General features: G+C 69.5%; 20 protein-coding genes. 13 read left to right on the top strand and 7 right to left on the bottom strand.

What is annotated here, in order from left to right; genetic code table 11:
* The first annotated feature begins 85 nt into the window (after positions 1 to 85).
* The gene (locus R2B38_RS02430) at positions 86 to 1039 is read left to right on the top strand and encodes an ROK family protein (protein WP_318014720.1); all 954 of its coding nucleotides are present in this window, start codon (positions 86 to 88) and stop codon (positions 1037 to 1039) included.
* Between the two features lie 63 nt (positions 1040 to 1102).
* Here R2B38_RS02430 and R2B38_RS02425 read toward each other — a convergent pair whose 3' ends face one another.
* Complete coding sequence (locus R2B38_RS02425; protein WP_318014719.1) at positions 1103 to 3124, bottom strand: NPCBM/NEW2 domain-containing protein; 2022 nt, start codon at positions 3122 to 3124, stop codon at positions 1103 to 1105.
* A gap of 197 nt (positions 3125 to 3321) precedes the next feature.
* Between R2B38_RS02425 and R2B38_RS02420 the strand changes: the two genes are divergently transcribed.
* The 8 genes from R2B38_RS02420 (at position 3322) to R2B38_RS02385 (ending at position 11966) form a co-directional block, all read left to right on the top strand.
* Positions 3322 to 4293: a TIGR01777 family oxidoreductase gene (locus tag R2B38_RS02420; protein WP_318014718.1), complete on the top strand. Its 972-nt coding sequence runs from the start codon at positions 3322 to 3324 to the stop codon at positions 4291 to 4293.
* Between the two features lie 30 nt (positions 4294 to 4323).
* Positions 4324 to 4518: a hypothetical protein gene (locus R2B38_RS02415; RefSeq protein ID WP_078652246.1), complete on the top strand. Its 195-nt coding sequence runs from the start codon at positions 4324 to 4326 to the stop codon at positions 4516 to 4518.
* A gap of 143 nt (positions 4519 to 4661) precedes the next feature.
* Complete coding sequence (locus tag R2B38_RS02410; RefSeq protein WP_033278403.1) at positions 4662 to 5702, top strand: NUDIX hydrolase; 1041 nt, start codon at positions 4662 to 4664, stop codon at positions 5700 to 5702.
* Between the two features lie 250 nt (positions 5703 to 5952).
* Positions 5953 to 7770 carry an ABC transporter family substrate-binding protein gene (locus tag R2B38_RS02405; RefSeq protein WP_318014717.1) on the top strand — a complete coding sequence of 606 codons (1818 nt, stop codon included), beginning with the start codon at positions 5953 to 5955 and terminating at the stop codon, positions 7768 to 7770.
* Between the two features lie 114 nt (positions 7771 to 7884).
* Positions 7885 to 8871 carry an ABC transporter permease gene (locus tag R2B38_RS02400; RefSeq protein WP_318014716.1) on the top strand — a complete coding sequence of 329 codons (987 nt, stop codon included), beginning with the start codon at positions 7885 to 7887 and terminating at the stop codon, positions 8869 to 8871.
* Positions 8864 to 9784, top strand: coding sequence for an ABC transporter permease (locus tag R2B38_RS02395; RefSeq protein ID WP_033278406.1), 921 nt, complete (start codon positions 8864 to 8866; stop codon positions 9782 to 9784). Before R2B38_RS02400 ends, R2B38_RS02395 begins: the two co-directional genes overlap by 8 nt.
* Before the next feature lie 17 nt (positions 9785 to 9801).
* A complete protein-coding gene (locus R2B38_RS02390) occupies positions 9802 to 10899 on the top strand; it encodes an ABC transporter ATP-binding protein (protein ID WP_411978551.1) in 1098 nt (365 codons plus the stop codon).
* Positions 10896 to 11966: an oligopeptide/dipeptide ABC transporter ATP-binding protein gene (locus R2B38_RS02385; protein WP_318014714.1), complete on the top strand. Its 1071-nt coding sequence runs from the start codon at positions 10896 to 10898 to the stop codon at positions 11964 to 11966. Before R2B38_RS02390 ends, R2B38_RS02385 begins: the two co-directional genes overlap by 4 nt.
* Here R2B38_RS02385 and R2B38_RS02380 read toward each other — a convergent pair.
* From R2B38_RS02380 to R2B38_RS02370, 3 genes are read right to left on the bottom strand one after another with little or no spacing between them, the layout of a single operon-like run.
* Positions 11963 to 12994, bottom strand: coding sequence for a protein kinase family protein (locus R2B38_RS02380; RefSeq protein ID WP_318014713.1), 1032 nt, complete (start codon positions 12992 to 12994; stop codon positions 11963 to 11965). The two genes, R2B38_RS02385 and R2B38_RS02380, sit on opposite strands and share 4 nt — an antisense overlap.
* Positions 12995 to 13008: 14 nt before the next feature.
* Positions 13009 to 13305 (bottom strand): DUF1905 domain-containing protein, encoded by a 297-nt coding sequence (locus R2B38_RS02375; RefSeq protein ID WP_318014712.1) that lies wholly within the window; start codon positions 13303 to 13305, stop codon positions 13009 to 13011.
* A gap of 29 nt (positions 13306 to 13334) precedes the next feature.
* Positions 13335 to 14690, bottom strand: a complete 1356-nt coding sequence (locus R2B38_RS02370; protein ID WP_318014711.1) for a dipeptidase — start codon at positions 14688 to 14690, stop codon at positions 13335 to 13337.
* Between the two features lie 132 nt (positions 14691 to 14822).
* Between R2B38_RS02370 and R2B38_RS02365 the strand changes: the two genes are divergently transcribed.
* The gene (locus R2B38_RS02365) at positions 14823 to 16109 is read left to right on the top strand and encodes a geranylgeranyl reductase family protein (RefSeq protein ID WP_318014710.1); all 1287 of its coding nucleotides are present in this window, start codon (positions 14823 to 14825) and stop codon (positions 16107 to 16109) included.
* Here R2B38_RS02365 and R2B38_RS02360 read toward each other — a convergent pair.
* The gene (locus R2B38_RS02360) at positions 16099 to 16548 is read right to left on the bottom strand and encodes a nitroreductase family deazaflavin-dependent oxidoreductase (protein ID WP_019065153.1); all 450 of its coding nucleotides are present in this window, start codon (positions 16546 to 16548) and stop codon (positions 16099 to 16101) included. The two genes, R2B38_RS02365 and R2B38_RS02360, sit on opposite strands and share 11 nt — an antisense overlap.
* A gap of 196 nt (positions 16549 to 16744) precedes the next feature.
* Here R2B38_RS02360 and R2B38_RS02355 point away from each other — a divergent pair, with 196 nt between their 5' ends.
* From R2B38_RS02355 to R2B38_RS02345, 3 genes are all read left to right on the top strand, one after another.
* Entirely contained in the window at positions 16745 to 17437 is a 693-nt protein-coding gene (locus R2B38_RS02355; RefSeq protein ID WP_318014709.1) for a TetR/AcrR family transcriptional regulator, read from the top strand.
* Between the two features lie 159 nt (positions 17438 to 17596).
* Complete coding sequence (locus tag R2B38_RS02350; protein WP_318014708.1) at positions 17597 to 18799, top strand: sensor histidine kinase; 1203 nt, start codon at positions 17597 to 17599, stop codon at positions 18797 to 18799.
* On the top strand, positions 18796 to 19461 hold the full coding sequence (locus tag R2B38_RS02345) for a response regulator transcription factor (RefSeq protein ID WP_033278415.1): 666 nt from the start codon (positions 18796 to 18798) through the stop codon (positions 19459 to 19461). The genes R2B38_RS02350 and R2B38_RS02345 overlap by 4 nt, the downstream gene beginning before the upstream one ends.
* Here the strand turns inward: R2B38_RS02345 and R2B38_RS02340 are convergent.
* A complete protein-coding gene (locus R2B38_RS02340) occupies positions 19422 to 19709 on the bottom strand; it encodes a DUF6332 family protein (protein ID WP_318014707.1) in 288 nt (95 codons plus the stop codon). The two genes, R2B38_RS02345 and R2B38_RS02340, sit on opposite strands and share 40 nt — an antisense overlap.
* Positions 19710 to 19884: 175 nt before the next feature.
* Positions 19885 to 21387 (bottom strand): MFS transporter, encoded by a 1503-nt coding sequence (locus R2B38_RS02335; RefSeq protein WP_318014706.1) that lies wholly within the window; start codon positions 21385 to 21387, stop codon positions 19885 to 19887.
* Positions 21388 to 21449: the final 62 nt, after the last annotated feature.

Below are 21449 nucleotides of genomic sequence, written 5' to 3'. Positions count from 1 at the left end.
ATATCAACGGCCTGCGCCCCCACCGCGAGACCGGCCCAACTCACCTTCTGGTGGTTCTCATGTTTGACGGGGAGATCTGACACTGATGCACACCGACCTCGTGGCCGCGCTCGACATCGGCGGCACCAAGATCGCCGGGGCGCTGGTGGACGGCCACGGCAAGATCCTGGTGCGAGCACAGCGCCCGACGCCCTCGCAGGACGACGGCGACACCGTGATGCGAGCCGTGGAGGAGGTGCTCGCCGAACTCACCGCATCACCTTCGTGGTCGCGCGCGAGCGCCCTCGGCATCGGCAGCGCGGGTCCCGTGGACGCCTCCGCCGGTACCGTGAGCCCGGTCAACGTGCCCGGCTGGCGCGACTATCCGCTCGTCGCGCGGGTGCGTGCGGCGACCGGTGACCTGCCCGTCGCGCTGATCGGCGACGGCGTGGCGATCACGGCGGCCGAGCACTGGCAGGGCGCCGCGCGCGGGCACGCCAACGCGCTGTGCATGGTCGTCTCCACGGGAGTCGGCGGCGGCCTCGTCCTCAACGGGCAGCTGCATCCCGGGCCGACCGGCAACGCGGGCCACATCGGCCACATCAGCGTGGACCTGGACGGCGACGTCTGCCCGTGCGGTTCGCGCGGCTGCGTCGAGCGGATCGCCAGCGGTCCCAACATCGCCCGGCGGGCGGTCGAGGGCGGCTGGCGGCCGGGCCCCGACGGCGATGCCTCGGCCGCTGCTGTCGCCGCCGCCGCGCGTGCCGGTGACCCGATCGCCGTGGCCTCCTTCGAGCGGGCCGCGCAGGCCCTCGCCGCCGGGATCGCGGCCACCGCGACCCTCGTCGAGATCGACATCGCCGTGATCGGCGGAGGAGTCGGCAAGGCGGGCGACGTGCTCTTCACACCGCTGCGCAAGGCGCTGAGCGACTACGCGACGCTGTCCTTCGTGCAGCGGCTGACGGTGACACCGGCCCAAATGGGCACGGACGCCGGGCTGGTGGGAGCGGCCGCGGCCGCACTCGCCGGGCAGGCGAGCACGACAGCGGCCGGGGTGTGAGGAACAGACCGGCCGAAACGTTCGTTCAGCGGCCATCGCCCCTCGATGTGCGATGTGCCGTGTTCAGCACGTGAGTTGAGCGTCCGCCCAGTCCGCGTGGTCCGAGTCGATCCCGTCGCCGCCGTCGGTGACGACGAGTCGGACCACCTGGGCGCCGGTCACGTCCGCCGTGACCGGCTGGGCGGGCATCGCGTTGGTGAGGACGCCGGTCGAGGCGACCTTCGTACCGTCCGCCCAGATCTCGAAGGCGACGGTCCCGTTGGCACCCTTCTCGTCGTCCACACCGACGTCCGCGGTGACCTTCTCGCACGCCTTCCCGGTGTAGTACTCGACGTCGCTCTCGGCGTGCACACCGAGTCCCTTGGCGTACACGACTCCGCCGAGAGTGATCGGATGACCGTCCCCCGCCGCGCTCTCCCCGTTGCTGGTGTTGCGCTCAACGGGCCCCCATCCATTGGCCGTTGACATCCACGGAAGATCACCGAGGTACGAGGTGCCCGCAGGGGGAGCGACCACCACCGACGCGGTGAACGGGAGAGTGCCGGTGACGCGTGTGCCGCTCGGCGAGCGGTAACTCGCCTTCAGCGTCAGGTCGTACGACCCCGTCGGCGTCCCCGCCGGAGCGGTGACCGTCCACTTCGTGCGCAGCGCCTTGCCTGTCCGTACGGCCTTCGCGGTCGTCGACGACTTGGCCCGCACCTTCCAGCCGGCCGGCCCGGTCAGGCTCACCGAGACGTGCTCGGCGGTCGTACGGCCCAGGTCGGTGACCGTCGTCGTGAGCGGGGTGGGGGTGGCCGCCTGGACCAACGGGGCGCTGTTCAGGCCGAGTTCGACGGCGGGCGGGTTCTTGATCGCGCGCCGGTCGGCGGAGACCCGGACGAGGACCGTGCCGTGGGCCGGGACGGTCGCGGAGATCGCGCCCGCGGTGTTGTAGCTCTTGTGCTGCCACAGGTCGCGCAGGGTGTACGCGTGGGCGTTCGGGAGGCCTACGGCTGCCGCGGTCGTGGCGATGCGCTGGGCGCTGCCGGTCTCGTTGAAGAGGGCGACGCTGCGGCTGCCGTCCTTCATCTCCTTGGCGACGACCCAGCGTCCGCCCTCGGACGTGACAACGTTGCCCTGCTTGCCCAGCGGGTCCTGGTCGACCGCGATGACCTCCTTGTTGTCGAGGATGTCGAAGGTCGCGGGGGTCGCCGTGCGCAGGTCCGAGCCGATGAGAAGGGGCGCGGCCATGATCGACCACATGGAGAAGTGCGAGCGGTACTCGGTGTCCGTCATGCCGCCGTTGCCGACCTCCAGCATGTCGGGGTCGTTCCAGTGCCCGGGGCCCGCGTAGGGAGCAAGCGGCAGGTTCTGCTTGAGGATCGAGAGCATCGAGCCCCAGTTGTCGCTGATGTCACCGGTCGTGCGCCACAGATGTCCGATGTCCGCGGCCCACTCCCAGGGCTTGTTCTCACCCCACTCGCAGATACTGAAGACGATCGGGCGGCCGGTCGCCTTCAGGGCGTCGCGCATCGTGGTGTAGCGCGACTTGGCGTCCACGCCTTGGTTGTTGCAGTTGTCGTACTTGAGATAGTCCACGCCCCAGTCGGCGAACTGCTGCGCGTCGCTGTACTCGTGGCCGAGGCCGCCCGGGAATCCGGCGTCGTTGCACGTCTTCGTGCCGGCGCTGGTGTAGATGCCGAGCTTGAGCCCCTTGGAGTGCACATAGTCCGCGACGGCCTTGATGCCGTGCGGGAAGCGGACCGGGTCGGGGACGAGCTTGCCGTCGGCGTCGCGGTTCGGCAGGGCCCAGCAGTCGTCGAGGTTGACGTACTGGTAACCGGCGGCTTTGAGGCCCTTGTTGACGAAGATGTCCGCGATGCCCTCGACCATCGACTCGTTGAACTCGGCACGGCAGTTGGTGGAGTTCCAGTTGTTGAAACCCATGGGCGGGGTGAGCGCCTGGCCGTCGGCCAGGGCGGGGGAGGCGGGGTCCTGTGCGGGGGCGGCGACGGCGGGCGCGGCGAGGCCCGCCGTGCACAACAGCCCTGCGGCGAGCGCTCCGACCACTCTTCGGCGGGTCGTGCGGGTGTGAGGGTGACGCATCGTTACGTTCCTCCGGACTCGCGAAAGATGGGATGACTTCCTGTGCATGTCATGTGCGCGATTACGGTAGGACGTGTCGAACTCTGTTGGAAGAGTTGCGTATTTATTGTTCGACTTTCCATCGCGCAAGTTTTGAACACGTTCAACTTTCTGCGCTAGGCTCGCTCCCGAGCAGTCCGATCGGAAGGGGGAGCCCGGTGAAGATCGTCATTCCCGGTGGCACGGGACAGGTGGGCGGGATCCTCGATCGCGCCCTGACCGAGGCGGGCAACGAGGTCGTCGTCCTGACCCGGCGGCCGTCGCGCGACCGCGAGGTGTGGTGGGACGGGGAGAACCCGGGCACCTGGGCCCGGGAGGTCGACGGCAGCGACATCGTGATCAACCTGGCGGGCCGCAGCGTCAGTTGCCGCTACACCCCCGCCAACCTCAAGGCCATGATGGACTCACGCGTGCAGTCCACCCGGGTCGTCGGCGAAGCCATCGCGGCTGCCGTTCACCCGCCGCGCGTCTGGCTGCAGATGAGCACCGCCACCGTCTACGCCCACCGCTACGACGCCCCCAACGACGAGGCCACCGGCGTGATCGGCGGCGCCGAACCCGACGTACCCGACTACTGGTCGTACAGCGTGGAGATCGCTCGGAACTGGGAACGCGAGCAGGAGCGCGCCGACACCCCGGGCACCCGCAAGGTCGCCCTGCGCGCCGCCATGGTGATGAGCCCCGACCGGGGCGGTGTCTTCGACGTCCTGTCGGGGCTGGTCCGGCTCGGGCTCGGCGGGCCGGTCGCGGGCGGCGCCCAGTACGTCTCCTGGATCCACGACCAGGACTTCGTCCGCGCGGTCGAGTTCCTGATCGACCGGGAGGACGTCGCCGGGCCGGTGAACCTCGCCGCCCCCGGTCCGCTCCCGCAGCGCGCCTTCATGCGCGTCCTGCGCGCCGCCCGGGGCGTCCCCGTCGGGCTGCCCGCCACGAAGTGGATGGCGGAACTGGGTGCCCTCGCGCTGCGCTCGGACACCGAACTCCTCATGAAGAGCCGCCGGGTCGTCCCGGGACGGCTGCTGGCGGAGGGGTTCACCTTCGACCATCCGCAGTGGCCCGAGGCGGCCGTGGACCTGGTGCGGCGGGCGCGCGGCGGGGCCGGTTCCATCCGGCGGGCCGTCCGGGCGTGACCCCGGCGCACTTCGTCAGTTGAACGGGGCATGAAGAAGCGCAGCATGCTGGCCATCGCCTCCCTCGCCACCGGGTTCGTCGTCGCCGCGATCTCCCCGTCGCACTCCCACGACCACGACGTGCTCGGCGATCTGAACGTCAAGGACACCGTGGGTTCCGTGGATCACCTCGTCAGTGACGGCAGCTTCGCCACCGACGAGGGCGCCCTGGGGGAGAACACCTGATACCGGTCGAAAGCGTACGGCGCCGGTGCCTCGTCGGAGGGGGCACCGGCGCCGTCGTATGTGGGCTCTCAACTGCGGCTGGTTTCCGTGGCAGGGTGGAACGGGCAAGCCTCAGGGGGCCAATAGAAGAGGGGGAACTGTCCGTGATCGTCTGGATCAACGGCGCGTTCGGTGCAGGCAAGACCACCACCGCACGGGAACTGATCGAACTGATCCCGAACAGCACGCTCTTCGACCCCGAGGTCATCGGCGGAGCGCTTCCGAATCTGCTCCCGCCCAAACACCTCGCAGAGGTCGGCGACTTCCAGGACCTGCCGATGTGGCGGCGGCTCGTGATCGACACGGCGGCGGCGATGCTCGCCGAGTTGGGCGGGACCCTCGTCGTCCCGATGACCCTGCTGCGCCAGGAGTACCGGGACGAGATCTTCGGCGGTCTCGCGGCCCGCCGGGTCACGGTCCGCCATGTCCTGCTGGCTCCGGCGGAAACGATCCTGCGCGAGCGAATAGCCGGCCGGGAGGTCCCACCGGACCTCCCCGACGGCGAGATCAGGACACGGCAGTGGGCGTACGACCACATCGAGTCGTACCGCGCCGCCCTCGGCTCCTGGCTCACCGCCGACGCCCATCTCGTAGACACCAGCGCGCTCACCCCGTACGAGACGGCCGCCCGGATCGCCGGGGCCGTCGGCAGCGGCGCCGTGCCGGTGTGCGACATCGTGCAGACCCCGGAGCCCACCTCCGAGACCCTCGCGGCCGGAGTGCTCCTCTTCGACGAACAGGACCGGGTGCTGCTCGTCGACCCCACCTACAAGGCCGGCTGGGAGTTCCCCGGCGGTGTCGTCGAATCCGGCGAGGCACCCGCCCGGGCCGGCATGCGCGAGGTCACCGAGGAGACCGGCATCGTCCTCGACGAGGTCCCCCGGCTGCTCGTCGTCGACTGGGAACCGCCCGTACCACCCGGCTACGGCGGGCTGCGCCTCCTCTTCGACGGGGGCCGGCTGGACGCCGCGGTGGCCGATCAACTGCTGCTGCCCGGGCCGGAGTTGCGCGGCTGGTGCTTCGCCAGCGAGGAGGAGGCCGCCGATCTGCTGCCGCCGGTCCGCTACGAGCGGCTGCGATGGGCGCTGAGGGCCCGGGAACGCGGGGCCGCGCTCTATCTGGAGGCGGGCGTACCGCTCGGCTGACGACACGTCAATTTGCGGTCTGATCAACGATGTTGGACGTGATTTTGCTTTTTCGGGGACACCACCTGGCGATTTTGCGGGGTGTGGGTCATTCCGATAACAAAGCGAGGGTGAATTGTCGCCTTCCCGGTATGAACAAGAACGTGAAGAAGGTACATCGGAGCTCTAACGTCTTTGCGCAGCTCAGTTCTCTCGCGGCCGCCGGCCGCCTCTACGGGACCGGACATATCGCCGGTCGAAGGAGAGGAACATGCGCGCGCCATCCTCGGCCCTCACCCGGGCCCTCACCCTCGCCGCCGGGCTCACCCTGGTGCTCACCGCCTGCAGCAGCAGTGGCGGGGGCGGCGGCTCCAGCAAGGGCAGCTCGGCCGGGCTCACGTCCTGCAACACCGTGGGCAAGGCCAACACCTGCAACTCGGCCGCCACCAAGTCCGGCGGAACGTTCACCTATGTGCTGGAGAAGAACATCCAGCAGTGGAACGTCCAGGACGTCAACGGCAACACCTTCGAGAACGGGGAGGCCCTGGAGGTCGTCCTGCCGCAGGTGTTCATACCCCAGCCCGACTTCACCGTCGCGCTCAACACCGACCTGGTGACGTCGGCGACCCAGACCAGCACCAGCCCGCAGACCATCGTCTACAAGATCAACCCGAAGGCGGCGTGGAACGACGGCACGCCCATCACCGCCGACGACTTCACGTATTACTGGCGCACCAACAACGGCAAGGACTGCCCGCCGCCGCCCGCCAGCGACTCCACGCAGACCCACGGCTGTCTGCCGCAGAGCACCGCGGGCTACGACCGCATCAAGTCCCTCACGCCCTCCGACAACGGCAAGACCTTCACCATGGTCATGTCGAAGCCGTACTCGGACTGGAAGTCCCTGTTCGGCGCCGGCTATCCGCTCTACCCGGCGCACACCGCCGAGAAGCTCTCCGGCGCCAAGGTCGGTGACGCCGCCGCCATGACGGCCACGCAGATGGCCAAGGCCTGGCAGTACTTCCTGAAGACGCCGCCCACCAAGTACCCCACCGCGGGTGCCTACAAGATGCAGCAGTGGGTCGACAACGACCACGCCACCTACGTGCCCGACCCCAAGTGGACCGGCGCGAAGAAAGCCACCCTCCAGCGGCTGATCTTCAAGGTGATCTCGGACGCCACCCAAGAGCCAACAGCCTTGAAGAACAACGAGGTTCAGGCGATCTACCCGCAGCCCGAGGTGGACCTGGTCAACCAGGTCAAGGACATCCCCGGCATCACGTACACCATCGGCAACGGGCTGACCTGGGAGCACTTCGACCTCAACCTGCACGACCCGGTGATCGGCAAGTATCTGGCGCTGCGGCAGGCGATGTTCACGGCGATCAACACCAAGGACATCATCGCCAAGACGGTCGGCCAGTTCGACCCGGCCGTGAAGCCGCTCGGCAACCACAACTTCGTTCCCGGGCAGGCCGGTTACAAGGACGTGGTCTCCGGTACCGGCCAGGGATCGGGTGACCTGACCAAGGCGAAGAAGTACCTCACGGACGCCAAGTTCACCGGTGTGGGTACCGCGTTGAAGACACCGGACGGCAAGGCCGTCGGACCCTTCAACTGCCGTTACACCACCGGCAATCAGATCCGGCAGAGCGAGTGCCAGATCCTGCAGAGCAACCTGGCCAGCCTCGGCATCAAGATCACCATCAAGCCGATCGGCGCCGCCGACCTCGGCACGGTCCTCGCCGGGCACCAGTACGACATCATCGTCTTCGCCTGGGTCGCACCGCCGTTCCCGAGCAGCGGCGCCCAGCAGAACTGGTTCACCGGCGGTGGCGGCAACTACGGCGGCTACAGCAACAAGACGGTCGACTCCCTGATCTCCCAGGCCATCGGTGAGACCGACGCGACGAAGGCCGCGGCGCTCCTCAACCAGGCCGACCAGATCATGGTGAACGACGCCTACGTCCTGCCGCTCTACCAGAAGCCGACGTTCCTCGCCGTGCAGTCGCGGTTCGTCAACATGCGGAACAACTCGTCGAACGTGGGCCCGGCCTACAACACCGGCACGTGGGGCCTGAAGAAGTAGTCCCACGGCTGACAGCTCCACCGGCACACCCGTCGAGCCCGGCCCCGCAGACACCGGGGGCCGGGCCCGGCCCGGACGGCTTCCACGACCCGCCGGCCTCCGAGAGAAGACCGCATGCTCGCCTACACCGTGCGTCGCATCCTCGTCTCCATCCCCGTCCTCATCGTCTCGACGTTCGTCGTGTTCCTCGTCGTCGTCAACTCCGGTGACCCGGTGGCGAATTTCGCCACCTCACGCCAACCCGCCCCCAGCAAAGCCGCGGTGGCGGCCTTCGCCCGGCACATCCACGCCAACCAGCCGGTCATGGAACGCTATTGGAACTGGATCACCGGCGTCCTGCACGGCGACTTCGGTCCCTCCGTGCAGGCCAACCTGAACATCGGCCACGACCTGTTCACCCGCTTCAAGGTGACCATCACCCTGGTCGCCGCGGCGATGATCCTCGCGCTGATCATGGCCGTGGTCTTCGGGGTGTTCAGCGCGATCCGCCAGTACTCCGCCGCCGACTACGCGATCACCTTCTTCGGCTTCCTGTTCCTCGCCATGCCCGTGTTCTGGTTCGCGGTGCTGCTCAAGCAGGCCGGGATCTGGTTCAACCAGAAGACCGGCAGCCAGTTCCTCGGCACCATCGGCGAGAAGTCGCCGTACCTCGAAGTCGACACCACCTGGAACCAGTTCACCGATCACGTCGGCCACCTCATCCTGCCCACCATCACCCTCGCCCTGGTCTCCTTCGCGTCCTGGACCCGCTACACCCGCGCCTCCATGCTGGAGGTCCTCAACAGCGACTACGTACGGCTCGCCCGCGCCAAGGGCCTCAGGCGCGGCAGGGTGATGACCCGGCACGCGCTGCGCACCGCCCTCATCCCGCTCGCCACCGTGACCGCGCTCGACATCGCGATCATCCTGGGCGGCGCGGTGATCACGGAGACGATCTTCCAGTGGCACGGCATGGGCGAGATGCTGGTCCAGGCGGCGACCACGCTCGACGTCTACCGCACCATGGCCTGGCTGCTGCTCTCCGCCGTCGTCGTCATCGGGTTCAACCTCATCGCCGATCTGCTCTACGCCGTACTCGACCCGAGGATCCGCTATGACTGACATCGAGGCACCGGGGTCCGCGGGCACGCAACTACCGCGCGGGGACCATGAGTTCACCGTACGACAGCGCACCCAGACCCAGCTGGTGCTGCGCCGCTTCGTGCGCCACCGGGCCGCGATGGTCAGCCTGGTCGTGTTCGTGCTGATCATCCTGTGGGCGTTCATCGGCCCGCATCTGTGGCACTACTCGTACCAGAAGTACACCGAGGACAACTCCAAACCCCCTTCCCTCAAGCACCCGTTCGGCACCGACTCCTCGGGCTACGACGGCTACGCACAAGTCATGCGCGGCACCCAGACCTCGCTGAAGATCGCCATCATGATCGCGCTCGGCTCCACGCTGCTCGGCGCGGTCTGGGGAGCCGTCGCCGGCTTCTACAAGGGCATCGTCGACGCGGTCATGATGCGCATCGCCGACCTGGTGCTGACGCTGCCGCTGTTCGCGATCGCGCTGGTCATCTCCTCCCGCACCGGCGGCTCCTGGTACTGGATCGCCATCGTGATCGCGGGCCTGACCTGGGCGTACGTGGCCCGGGTGGTGCGCTCCTCGGTGCTGTCGCTGCGCGAGAAGGAGTTCATCGAGGCGGCACGGGCGCTCGGGGCCTCGGACACCCGGATCATCTTCCGGCATCTGCTGCCGAACGCGCTGGGCCCGATCATCGTCAACGCGACGATCCTGGTGGCGACCGGCATCCTCACCGAGACCGCGCTCTCCTTCCTCGGCTTCGGTGTCCAACCCCCTGACACCTCCCTGGGGTTGCTGGTCTCCCAGGCGCAGACGGCGGTCGACACCCGGCCGTGGCTCTTCTACATCCCCGGCGCGTTCATCATCGCCATCGCGCTGACCATCAACTTCATCGGCGACGGACTGCGCGACGCCTTCGACCCCCGGCAGCAAAGGGTGCGACAGTGACGACCACGAGTCATGGAGTGCGGGAGGTCCCCGTGACGTCCGCCGTGCTCGAAGTCGAGGACCTCAGCGTGGAGTTCGCCACCGAGGACGGTCCGGTGCGGGCCGTGCGCGGCGTCGGCTACCGGCTCGACCGGGGCGAATCGCTGGGCATCGTAGGCGAGTCGGGGTCCGGGAAGTCGGTGACCGCCCTCGCCGTGATGGGGCTGCTGCCGACCGGCGCCAAGGTGCGCGGCTCGGTCCGCTTCGAGGGCACCGAACTGCTCGGGCTGTCCGACGCGCGCCTGTCCGACCTGCGCGGCAGCGGCATCGCGATGATCTTCCAGGACCCGATGACCTCCCTCAACCCCGTCTACAACGTGGGCTACCAGATCGCCGAGACCCTGCTCCGCCACAACCCCGAGATGAAACACAAGGACGCCCGCGCACGCGCGATCGAACTGCTCGGCACGGTCGGCATCCCCAGCCCCGAGCGGCGCGTCGACAGCTACCCGCACGAGATGTCGGGCGGTATGCGCCAGCGCGTCGTCATCGCCATCGCGATGGCCAACGACCCGGACGTGATCATCGCCGACGAGCCGACCACCGCCCTCGACGTCACCGTGCAGGCCCAGATCCTCGAAGCTCTGGAGACCGCCCGCGCCGAGACCGGAGCCGCGCTCGTCCTCATTACCCACGACCTCGGGGTGGTGGCCGGACACACCGACCGGGTCGCGGTCATGTACGCGGGTCGGATCGTGGAGACCGGCTCCGTCGAGGACATCTTCTACACCCCGCGCATGCCCTACACCCTGGGCCTGCTCGGCTCCCTGCCCCGCCTCGACCGCGAGGAGGAACGGCTCACCCCCATCACCGGATCACCGCCCAGCTTGCTCAACCTGCCACCGGGCTGCCCCTTCTCACCCCGCTGCCCCATGCGCCGGGACGTGTGCGACACGGACGAACCCGCGCTGCGCCGGGCCGGCGGCGACCTCCACCTCAGCGCCTGCCACTTCGCCGACGAACTCGTCGACACCGGTGCGGGCCAGGTCTTCGACGCCGTCGGCGCGGACACCGAGGCCCTGGCCCGCTTCGCGGAAGCGGCACCCGTCACGAACCCCGAGGAGGACGCCGTATGACCGCGCCCGCGCAGGCCGCCACCCCCCTGCCGCCGCTGCCCGGCCACGGCGGCACCGGCCAACCGGTCCTCCAGGTAAGGGACTTGGTCAAGCACTTCCCTGTCATGTCCAAGGGCGTCATCCGCCGCCGCGTCGGCGACGTGCACGCCGTGTGCGGAGTCTCCTTCGACCTCTACGAGAACGAGACCCTGGGCCTGGTGGGGGAGTCGGGCTCGGGCAAGACGACGATCTCCCGCACCGTTCTCGGCCTGGAACGGGCCACCTCGGGCCAGGTCCGCTACGGGGAACACGAACTCACCGAGCTGAGCAGACGTCAGATGCGGCCGCTGCGACGCGAGTTGCAGATCGTCTTCCAGGACCCGTACGCCTCGCTCGACCCGCGGATGACCGTCCATGAGATCGTCGCCGAGCCGCTGCGCATCCATGGCCGGTACGGGGCCGGAGCGGGCGGCGAGGTGAGCGAGCTCCTGCGCCTGGTAGGGCTCAACCCGGAGCACGGCAACCGCTTCGCCCACGAGTTCTCCGGTGGCCAGCGCCAACGCATAGGCATCGCCCGGGCGTTGGCCCTGCACCCCAAGGTGATCATCCTCGACGAGCCGGTGTCGGCGCTCGACGTGTCGATCCAGGCGGGTGTCCTCAACCTGCTGATGGACTTGCAGAGCGAACTCGGTCTGTCCTTCCTCTTCGTGGCCCACGACCTGTCGGTGATGCGGCACGTGGCAGGGCGGGTGGCCGTCATGTATCTCGGGCGGCTGGTCGAAATCGCTCCCGCCCGGCAGCTGTTCGCCCGTCCGGCGCACCCGTACACCCAGGCCCTGGTCTCCGCCATCCCGCTGCCCGACCCGCGCAAGGAACGCGCCCGGAAACGCATCACCATCCAGGGCGACGTCCCGAGCCCGGTCCGCCCGCCCAGCGGCTGCCGCTTCCGCACCCGCTGCCCCAAGTTCGCGAACCAACTCACCGACAGCGAGCGGACGTTGTGCGTCGAGGAGGCACCGGCGCTGGTGGACCGGGGTGGCGGCAACCCGGTCGCCTGTCACTACGCGGAGAGTGTGGAGTTGCTTTAGTCGAGGCCGAGTTCCTCGGCGGACGGGTACGGGGCCAGCCTGCTCTCGTCGCACAGACGGCGGTTGAACTCGCCCACCGTCGCGCCGAGTTGGGCGTATCGGGAGATGAGCTCGGCGGCGGCATCGGGGATCCCCTCGGGCCGCTTGCCGTCGGCGCACGCGCGGATGAAGTCCTGGCGCTCGTCCGGGCCGTAGCCGTACTGGTCCACGACGAGCCAGTGCACCAGGTAGGAGAAGGCGTACGCGCGGTCGTAGTGCCGGTGACGGTCGTAGAAGTCCCGTTCGTCCGCCGCGAGTCGGAAACGCGGGGTGAGGGCGAGGCCGTAGTCGGCGAGGTAGAGCTGGTGTCCGTCGGTCAGGATGTTTCTGAAGTGGACGTCGAAGTGCGTGAGTCGGTGCTCGCGGAGGAAGCCGGTGACGGCTTCGAGGCCGTGTTCCACGAGGGCGCAGGCGGTGTCGGGGTCGTCGGTGCGCAGCTGGTCGGCGAGCCAGTCGTGGAGCGTGTGCGGCAGGTGTTCCATGAACAGGGTCAGACTCGCGGACGCCGTGCGCAGCGCCTCGATGTGCTTGCGCCCGCCGCCCCAGTAGGCCACGTTCCGCTCCACGTCGGCGAGTTCCTCGGGCAGTGACTGCTCCGGGTCGGGCAGCACGCGCCAGTGGTGGAGGAACGGGAAGCCCGAAAAACGGCCGGAGAGGACCCAGTTGGTCGTCATCTCGTGGACGGCCAGCTCGCGCCAGACGCCGAAACCGGGGCTGGGGACCGCGCCGATGCCGTAGTGGCAGTAGGCGGGCGCTCCGAACACGTTGGCCGTGGACCGGACGTTCTCCGGCCGCCGCTCCACATACGTCAGGGGCATCCGCTTCACGAACACCCTTCTGCCGTCCACCTCGATCAGTGCCGAGCGACCGCCGACACTGGTGCCCAACGGAGCGCCCGCGTCGACCAGTTCCGCGAGCTCGTGGTCGGAGAGGAGGGCGAGGGAGGTGGCGATGTCACTGTGGGCGGCGATGCGCGCGGTGCGGGACATGCCACCATCCTCGGTCAGGCGGCGCCCAGCCGGACGGTCAGCGTCACGGTCACCTCGTCGTCCGCGCCGAGACCGCCCGGCTTGCGCACGGCGTTCTTGAGCGGCAGCAGATAGCCGCCGTCCTTGGGGAAGAGGGACGTGGTGAAGACCACGTCACCGATCCTGCCCTCCACCGGGATGACACCCCAGCCGTACGAGGCCAGGGCGGCGACCTCGCGGATGTCCGCCGACTCCTCGTCCGGCACGGGGACGAAGTAGTACGGCGAAGGCCCGCGCCACTCGATCACCCGGCCGGTGAAGACGAACTGCATGGCGTACCCCACCCCCCCTCGGCGTGCGCTCAGTTGGCCGCGTAGTTCTGCAGGAACAGCGCCTCCGCCACCGACAGCCGCTCCAACTCCTCAGGGGACACGCTCTCGTTGAGCGCGTGGATCTGGGCCTCCGGCTCGCTGAGGCCGATGAGGAGGATCTCCGCCTGCGGGTAGAGGGCCGCGAGGGTGTTGCACAGCGGGATGGAGCCGCCCTGGCCGGCGTACTGCATCTCCTCGCCGGGGTAGGCGACCGCCATCGCGTCGGCCATCGCCGTGTACGCCGGGCTGGTCGTGTCGGCGCTGAACGGCTGGCCCTGGCCGATCTGTTCGGTGCGGACGCGGGCGCCCCACGGGGTGTGGGCCTCCAGGTGGGCCTGGAGCAGCTTGGTCGCCTCGGCCGCGTCCGTGCCCGGCGGCACCCGCAGGCTGACCAGCGCGCGGGCGCCGGCCTGCACCGACGGGGTGGCGCCGACGACCGGCGGGCAGTCGATGCCGAGGACCGTGACGGCCGGGCGGGCCCAGATGCGGTCGGCGACCGCGTCGGAACCGATCAGCTCGACGCCGTCCAGCACCTTCGCGTCCTCGCGGAACTGCTCCTCGTCGTAGGCCAGCCCCTCCCAGTTCGCGTGGGCCGCGAGGCCGTCGACCGTCGTCGAGCCGTCCTTCGCGCGCAGCGAGTCCAGGACGCGGATCAGCGCGGCCAGCGCGTCGGGCGCGGCGCCGCCGAACTGGCCCGAGTGCAGGTTGCCTTCGAGGGTGTCGACCTGCACGCGCACCATGGTCATGCCGCGCAGGGTCGAGGTGACCGTGGGCAGACCGACGCGGAAGTTGCCTGTGTCGCCGATCACGATCGTGTCGGCGGTGAGGAGGTCGGGGTGGGCCTCCGCGTACCGCTCAAGTCCGCCGGTGCCCTGTTCCTCCGAGCCCTCGGCGATCACCTTGACGTGCACCGGGACGCCGCCGTTGGCCTTCAGGGCGCGCAGCGCGAGCAGGTGCATGATCACGCCGCCCTTGCAGTCGGCGGCACCGCGTCCGTACCAACGGCCGTCGCGCTCGGTCAGTTCGAACGGCGGGCTCGTCCAGCCGGCCTCGTCCAGCGGCGGCTGCACGTCGTAGTGGGCGTACAGGAGAACGGTCTTGGCGCCCTCCGGGCCGGGCAGGAAGCCGTAGACCGACTGGGTGCCGTCCGGGGTGTCGAGCAGGGCCACGTCCTGGAAACCCTCGGTGCGCAGCGCGTCGGCGACCCAGTTCGCGGCGCCCTCGCTCTCGCTCTTCGGGAACTGGTCGAAGTCAGCCACCGATCGAAAAGCCACGAGCTCGGTGAGCTCGGTCCGCGCCGTGGGCATCAGCGAGGCGACGGTCTCGGCGACCGGATGCGACGACATGGGCACGCTCCTTGTGGGTGCGACGTTGTACGAATGATGCCGTCGATCCTCCCACAGCGGTCTGTGGCGATGTCCGCCGTAGGATGCGGGGGACAGGTGCGGCAGCGGCTTGATCGGGAGCAGTAGACCATCGTGAGCAGCGAGAACTCTTCGGCGGACGACGAACAGCGGGTGTGGGACGTCGTCGTGGTGGGCGCGGGACCCGCGGGGGCTTCGGCCGCCTATGCGGCGGCGGTCGCGGGACGGCGCGTGCTGTTGCTGGAGAAAGCCGAGCTGCCCCGCTACAAGACATGCGGCGGCGGCATCATCGGACCCTCCCGCGACTCCCTCCCGCCCGGCTTCGAACTGCCGTTGAAGGACCGGGTGCACGCCATAACGTTCTCGAACAACGGGCGGTTCACGCGCACCCGCCGGTCCCGGCAGATGCTGTTCGGGCTGATCAACCGGCCCGAGTTCGACCAGCAGCTCGTCGAGCACGCCCAGAAGGCGGGCGCCGAGCTGCGTACGGGCGTCACAGTGACACGAGTCGAGCAGCACGGCTCCGCGGTCCCGGACCGGCGTACGGTCGCGGTCGTCCTCCAGGGCGGCGAGACGGTGCTCGCGCGGGCCGTCGTCGGCGCCGACGGCAGCGCCAGCCGCATAGGGGCGCACGTCGGGGTCAAGACCGACCAGGTGGACCTGGGCCTGGAGGCGGAGATCCCGGTGCCGGAGACGGTCGCCGAGGACTGGAAGGGCCGGGTGCTCATCGACTGGGGCCCCATGCCCGGGAGTTACGGCTGGGTCTTCCCCAAGGGCGACACGCTCACGGTCGGGGTGATCTCCGCGCGCGGTGAAGGCGCCGCCACCAAGCGGTACTTGGAGGACTTCATCGCCCGGCTCGGCCTCGCCGGCTTCGAACCGAGCATCTCCTCAGGGCACTTGACCCGCTGCCGGGCGGACGACTCGCCGCTCTCGCGCGGGCGCGTGCTGGTCTGCGGCGACGCGGCGGGACTCCTGGAGCCGTGGACCCGGGAGGGCATCTCGTTCGCGCTGCGGTCGGGGCGGCTCGCGGGGGAGTGGGCGGTGCGGATCGCCGAGGCGCACGACGCCGTGGACACCCGCCGCCAGGCGCTGAACTACGCGTTCGCGATCAAGGCGGGGCTCGGCGTCGAGATGAGCGTCGGCAAGAGCATGCTGGCGATCTTCGAGAAGCGCCCCGGTCTCTTCCACGCCGCCCTCACCGGCTTCCGGCCGGCCTGGAAGGCCTTCATGGACATCACCCGGGGCTCGACGACGCTCGGCGAACTCGTCCGCAGCCATCCGATGGCCCAGCGCGCGCTGACCGCGATGGACCGCAGGAACGCGGAGCCGGTGGAGCGCGTGGAGCCCGCGGAGCCCAAGGAGCCCAAGGAGCCTGCGGAGGGCGAGGTCAGCTCCTGACCGTGACGTGGAAGACGGGGTGGTCGGGGGCGATCCGGCGCAGCTCGTCGTCGGAGGAGTCCGGGCCGACTCCTCCGAAGAACACCCCGACTTCGGCCTTCCACCGCTTGAGGTAGGCGCGCAGCAGCGGCACCTTGTCGTCGCCGGTGACCTCGGTCGCGGTGAACGCGTCCACCTTCTTGCCGAGCCGCAGCTCGCCGCCGCCCGCCGCGCGCATGTTGTGCGTCCACTGGACGTGCCCGCGCGGGGCGACGAGGTACTGCTGGCCGTCCACCGTCAGCAGGTTCACCGGGGTGGTCCGCCACTCGCCGCTCTTCCGGCCGCGGACCGCCAGCACGCGTGAACCCCAGACGCTCAGACCTCGGCGGGTGAACCAGGCGACGGCGCGGTTGAAGACGTTCACGGTGAACCAGCCGGGCTTCTGGACGTGCGTGCTCATGGTGACTCCCAGGGTGAAGAGGAGGGGCGGGGAGGAAGCAGGGTGATGAGAACGGTGCTCGCTTTTGTGAGCACTGCTCTCGGTCTCGGGAACAGTCTGCACCGGTGTGGCGATCCAATGCAAGAGCGGTGCTCTCTTTTTTGTTCGCCGCTCTTGTTTGTGTGCGGTGCTCTGATTCCGTGCCACACTGGGCCGTATGAGCACCACACAAGGCGCCCGCGCCCGAGCCAGGATCGAGGTCACCGCGGCCATCAAGGACGAGGCGCGCAGACAGCTCGCCGCGGAGGGGGCGTCGAAGCTGTCGCTGCGGGCCGTGGCGCGTGAGCTGGGCATGGTGTCCTCCGCGCTGTACCGGTATTTCCCCAGCCGCGACGACTTGCTGACCGCTCTCATCATCGACGCGTACGACTCCCTCGGCGAGGCTGCGGAAGCGGCTCATTCCGGGGTGGTGGATGAGGGTCCGTCGCGGCGGTGGGTCGCTGTCTGCGAGGCGGTGCGGGAGTGGGCGCTCGCGCATCCGCATGAGTACGCGTTGATCTACGGGTCGCCGGTTCCGGGGTATGTCGCTCCCGAGACCACCGTGCCGTCTGCCGCGCGGGTTGCCCTGCTGTTTATCGGGATCGCGCGGGATGCGCACGAGGCTGGGACCCTGACCGAACCTCCGCTGCCGGCCGACCTCCGCCCCGAGGCGGAGCGTATGGTCGGGGACTTTGCCGGTGATCTTCCGGCCGGGGTGGCTGTGGCTCTCGTGAGCGCGTGGGCTGAGCTGTACGGGTTGGTCAGCTTTGAACTCTTCGGTCAGTTCCGGCGGGTGGTGGAGGAGCGGGAGGTGTTTTTTCGGTACGCGGTACGGCGGCTTGCGCTCGGGGTGGGGCTTGCGGAGGTGTGAGTGCTCCGATGGGTGCGTTGTCTTTTGTCTGCGGGTCCGTCGTGGCTGGTCGCGCAGTTCCCCGCGCCCCTTTTGGGGCGCTGTACTTCCCGGGGAGTATGGGTGATCGCTCCGTTCGGCTGACGTCGTCGGTGTCGGTCGGCGTCTAGCGTGACAGGTATGGACGAGGAGCGGGTACGCGGCGGGGGACCGCCTCAGTGGTGGGGCGGGGCTGCGGCGGCGACGCGGTGGCCGTGGCGCTCCACGGTGCTGGTCACCGTGTTCGTGTTGGGCGGCAGCAACTTCGCCTCGCACAGCCAGCCCGATCGCGTTCATCTCGATCTCTTCGGGCGCGTGCTGCTCATCGCCGGATCGGCGGTGCTCCTGTGGCGGCACCGGTACCCCGTGTGGGTGGCCTTCGGCACGGTGTTGGCGACCGTGCTCTACGTCGGCGCCGGGTATCCGTACGGCCCGGTCTTCGTGACCGTCGCCCTCGGGTGTTTCAGCGCGGTCGTCGCCGGGCGGCGCTGGGCCGCCTGGAGCGCGCTCGGGGTGTTGTGGGCGGCGCATCTGCTGATCTCGCACTGGCTGTACCGCTGGCTGCCCCCGCAGCACGACCACGCGATGCCGTGGGGCGGTGAAGTGGTCGTCGCCACCTGGGTGGTGGCCATCGCCGCGGTCTCCGAACTGGCCCGCACCCGCCGCGACCAGTGGGCCCGGGAGCGGGCCGAGCGTGCCCAGGCGGCCCGGCGCCGCGCCGACGAGGAGCGGCTGAGGATGGCCCGCGAACTGCACGACGTCCTCGCGCACAGCATCTCCGTCATCAACGTCCAGGCGGGTGTCGGCCTCGCCCTCCTCGACTCCGACCCCGAGCAGGCCCGCACGGCGCTGACCACCATCAAGGCCGCCAGCAAGGAGGCGCTCGGCGAGGTCCGCCAGGTCCTGGACTCCCTGCGCACCCCGGGCGACGCCCCGCGAGCCCCGGCCCCCGGCCTCGACCGGCTGCCCGAACTGGTGCAGCAGGCGGCGAGCGCGGGCCTGACCGTCGCGGTCGACGGAACACCGCCCCGCCTCCCGCCCAACACCGACCTCGCCGCCTTCCGCGTCATCCAGGAGGCGCTCACCAATGTCGTACGGCACTCCGGCTCGCGGCACGCGCGCGTGCACATCGGTCATGAAGGCGGTGTGCTACGGCTGCGCGTCGACGACGACGGGCCCGCGACCGGCGCGGACGCCGGGGGCAGCGGGAACGGGCTGGCCGGAATGCGGGAACGGGCTGCCGCGCTCGGTGGCACGATCGAGGCGGGCGCCCGCCCGGACGGCGGCTTCAGGGTGCTCGCCGTACTGCCGTTGAAGGTCACGCCGAAGGAGGACGACCGGTGATCCGCGTACTGCTCGCCGACGACCAGGCCCTGGTCCGGGCCGGATTCAAGGCGCTGCTGGACGCGCAGCCCGACATCGAGGTGGCCGGCGAGGCGTCCGACGGCGAGGAAGCGGTGCGCGCGGTGGGCGAACTGCGCCCCGACGTCGTCCTGATGGACATCCGCATGCCGCTGCTCGACGGCCTGGCCGCGACCCGCCGGATCACCGGGGACGGTGATCTGAAGGACGTGAAGGTGGTCATGCTGACGACCTTCGAACTCGACGAGTACGTCTTCGAGGCGATCCGCTCCGGTGCCTCCGGCTTCCTGGTCAAGGACACCGAACCGGACGAACTCCTGCGCGCGGTAAGGGCGGTGGTCGAGGGTGACGCGTTGCTGTCGCCGGGCGTGACCCGCCGCTTGATCGCCGAGTTCGCGGCCCGCTCCAAGGAACCCGCGACCGCCGACGCGCTCACCCAACTCACCGAGCGGGAACGGGAGGTGATGGCCCTCGTCGGCATCGGCCTCTCCAACGACGAGATCGCCCGCCGCCTCGTCGTCAGCCCCCTCACCGCGAAGACCCACGTCAGCCGCACGATGGTGAAGCTCGGCGCCAGGGACAGGGCCCAACTGGTCGTGCTGGCCTACGAGTCGGGGTTGGTACGCCCCGGCTGGCTGGGCTGACCCGCCCCCTGCCGGTACCGGTACAGCACGGTCGCCACCCGCACGAGGAACACGACCGGCGCGAGCACGAGCCCGCCGCGCAGCAGCAACGTCTCGACAGCACCCGGCAGTTCGAAGAGCAGCGCCGGCCCGGCGACCGCCCCGAACAGCACCGCCGCCACGAACGCCGCGCTGACCAGTGCATACCCGATCTCCACGGTCATCGCATCCCGCTCGGCCTGCGTCCGCCGTCCCCCGTACATAGTCATCCCGCGAGTCTCACACGCACACGCCCGACGGAGCAATCGGCTCCGCCGGGCGCAGAGGTGGGTGGCGTTTTCCCGGGGCGAGGCATCATGTTCCGGCCCACTCAGCCGCGCCCCAAAGGGGCGCGGGGAACTGCGCGACCAGCCACAACGGCCCCGCACCCGAAATCCGACCTGTCTAGTCGTTGACCACCACCCGCTCCGCCTCCGCCTCCGCCTCCGCCTCCGTCACCGTGGACTTGGCGACGACGATGGACTGTTGGCTACGCCGGGTACGCAACCCCGGCAACGTGATCAACAACCCGGCCAGCGCGATGAACGTCACCACGACCAGCCCGGGCCGGTAACTGTCGAGCACCGCCTGCGGGGTGGCGTGTGCCGGGGCGTGGGCGGTGACCACGGCGGTGACGACGGCCAGGAAGATCGCGCCGCCCACCTGCACCGAGGTGTTCAACAGCCCGGAGACCATGCCCTGTTCGTGGTCGTCGACCCCGTTCGTGGCCTGGATGTTCAGCGAGGGGAAGACCAGCGCGAAGGCCGCTCCGATCAGCAGCATCGACGGCAGGATCATCGACGCGTACCCGGGATCGACGCTGACCCGCAGGAACAGGGCGTACCCCACGACCATCAGCGCGAAGCCCACCACGATCAGCCGCTGCGTACCGAACCGGTCGACGATCGCCCCCATCTTCGTCGAGGACGCCGCCACCAGCGCACCGGCTGGCAGGAAGGCGAGCGCCGTGTGCAGGGCCGACCAGCCGAGCAGTTGCTGCATGTACAGCGTGACCAGGAACTGGAACCCGACATACGACCCGAAGAGCGCCATCGCACCGAGCTGTGCCCGGATCTGGTTCCCGGACCTCAGCACCCCGAGCCGGATCAACGGCCCCGCGGAGCGCCGCTCGACATACACGAAGACGGTCAGCATGGCGGCAACCGCCAGGAAGGACAGGAGAGTTCGGGCCGACGCCCAGCCGACCTCCGGTGCCTGTACGACGGTGAAGACCAGGAGCAGCATCGACGCGGTGCCGAGGACCGCGCCCGGGACGTCGTAGCCGTTGTGGTCCTTCTCGCGTTCGCTGCGCGGCAGCAGCTTCAGGCCGGCGAGCAGGGCCAGCAGCGCGATCGGCGCGGGGAGCAGCATGGTGAGGCGCCAACTGGCCTCCGTGAGCAGGCCGGAGAGGACCAGGCCCATCGAGAAACCGGTGGCGGCGCAGGTGGTGTAGATGGACAGGGCGCGGTTGCGCAGCGGGCCCTCGGCGAAGGTCGTCGTGATGATCGACAGGCCGGCCGGTGCGGTGAAGGCCGCGCTGAGGCCCTTGATGAAGCGGCTGGCGATCAGCAGCGGGCCCGAGTCGACGAGCCCGCCGAGCAGCGAGGCGACCGCGAAGACACCCAGGGCGACCAGGAAGACCTGGCGCCGGCCGAGCAGGTCGGCGGTCCGGCCGCCGAGGAGGAGCAGGCCGCCGTAGCCAAGGATGTAGCCGCTGACGATCCATTGGAGCGTCGAGGTGGAGAGGTCGAGTTCGGAGCCGATGGAGGGCAGGGCGACGCCGACCATCGACACGTCGAGCGCGTCCAGGAACATCGCGGCGCAGAGCACCAGCAGGGTGCCCCACAGCCGTGGGGTCCAGCGGACCGCCGAGGACGGGGCCGCGGGAGGGGAGAGCGGAGAGGTCATGCCGCAGACAATACATGCGCATGCATCGAATGCGAACGCATTTAATTCCGATGCAACAAACT

This window comes from Streptomyces sp. N50 (assembly GCF_033335955.1).
Taxonomy (GTDB): Bacteria; Actinomycetota; Actinomycetes; order Streptomycetales; family Streptomycetaceae; genus Streptomyces.
This window is presented reverse-complemented; position numbering and strand designations above follow the sequence as displayed.

What these genes read in the sequence shown, in the direction of transcription:
- R2B38_RS02415 (WP_078652246.1), top strand. Translation starts at nt 4,324, where the DNA reads ATGAAGAAGCGCAGCATGCTGGCCATCGCCTCCCTCGCCACCGGGTTC.
- R2B38_RS02385 (WP_318014714.1), top strand. Translation starts at nt 10,896, where the DNA reads ATGACCGCGCCCGCGCAGGCCGCCACCCCCCTGCCGCCGCTGCCCGGC.
- R2B38_RS02380 (WP_318014713.1), bottom strand. Translation starts at nt 12,994, where the DNA reads ATGTCCCGCACCGCGCGCATCGCCGCCCACAGTGACATCGCCACCTCC.
- R2B38_RS02375 (WP_318014712.1), bottom strand. Translation starts at nt 13,305, where the DNA reads ATGCAGTTCGTCTTCACCGGCCGGGTGATCGAGTGGCGCGGGCCTTCG.
- R2B38_RS02425 (WP_318014719.1), bottom strand. Translation starts at nt 3,124, where the DNA reads ATGCGTCACCCTCACACCCGCACGACCCGCCGAAGAGTGGTCGGAGCG.
- R2B38_RS02430 (WP_318014720.1), top strand. Translation starts at nt 86, where the DNA reads ATGCACACCGACCTCGTGGCCGCGCTCGACATCGGCGGCACCAAGATC.
- R2B38_RS02340 (WP_318014707.1), bottom strand. Translation starts at nt 19,709, where the DNA reads ATGACTATGTACGGGGGACGGCGGACGCAGGCCGAGCGGGATGCGATG.
- R2B38_RS02405 (WP_318014717.1), top strand. Translation starts at nt 5,953, where the DNA reads ATGCGCGCGCCATCCTCGGCCCTCACCCGGGCCCTCACCCTCGCCGCC.
- R2B38_RS02335 (WP_318014706.1), bottom strand. Translation starts at nt 21,387, where the DNA reads ATGACCTCTCCGCTCTCCCCTCCCGCGGCCCCGTCCTCGGCGGTCCGC.
- R2B38_RS02360 (WP_019065153.1), bottom strand. Translation starts at nt 16,548, where the DNA reads ATGAGCACGCACGTCCAGAAGCCCGGCTGGTTCACCGTGAACGTCTTC.
- R2B38_RS02355 (WP_318014709.1), top strand. Translation starts at nt 16,745, where the DNA reads ATGAGCACCACACAAGGCGCCCGCGCCCGAGCCAGGATCGAGGTCACC.
- R2B38_RS02370 (WP_318014711.1), bottom strand. Translation starts at nt 14,690, where the DNA reads ATGTCGTCGCATCCGGTCGCCGAGACCGTCGCCTCGCTGATGCCCACG.
- R2B38_RS02395 (WP_033278406.1), top strand. Translation starts at nt 8,864, where the DNA reads ATGACTGACATCGAGGCACCGGGGTCCGCGGGCACGCAACTACCGCGC.
- R2B38_RS02350 (WP_318014708.1), top strand. Translation starts at nt 17,597, where the DNA reads ATGGACGAGGAGCGGGTACGCGGCGGGGGACCGCCTCAGTGGTGGGGC.
- R2B38_RS02400 (WP_318014716.1), top strand. Translation starts at nt 7,885, where the DNA reads ATGCTCGCCTACACCGTGCGTCGCATCCTCGTCTCCATCCCCGTCCTC.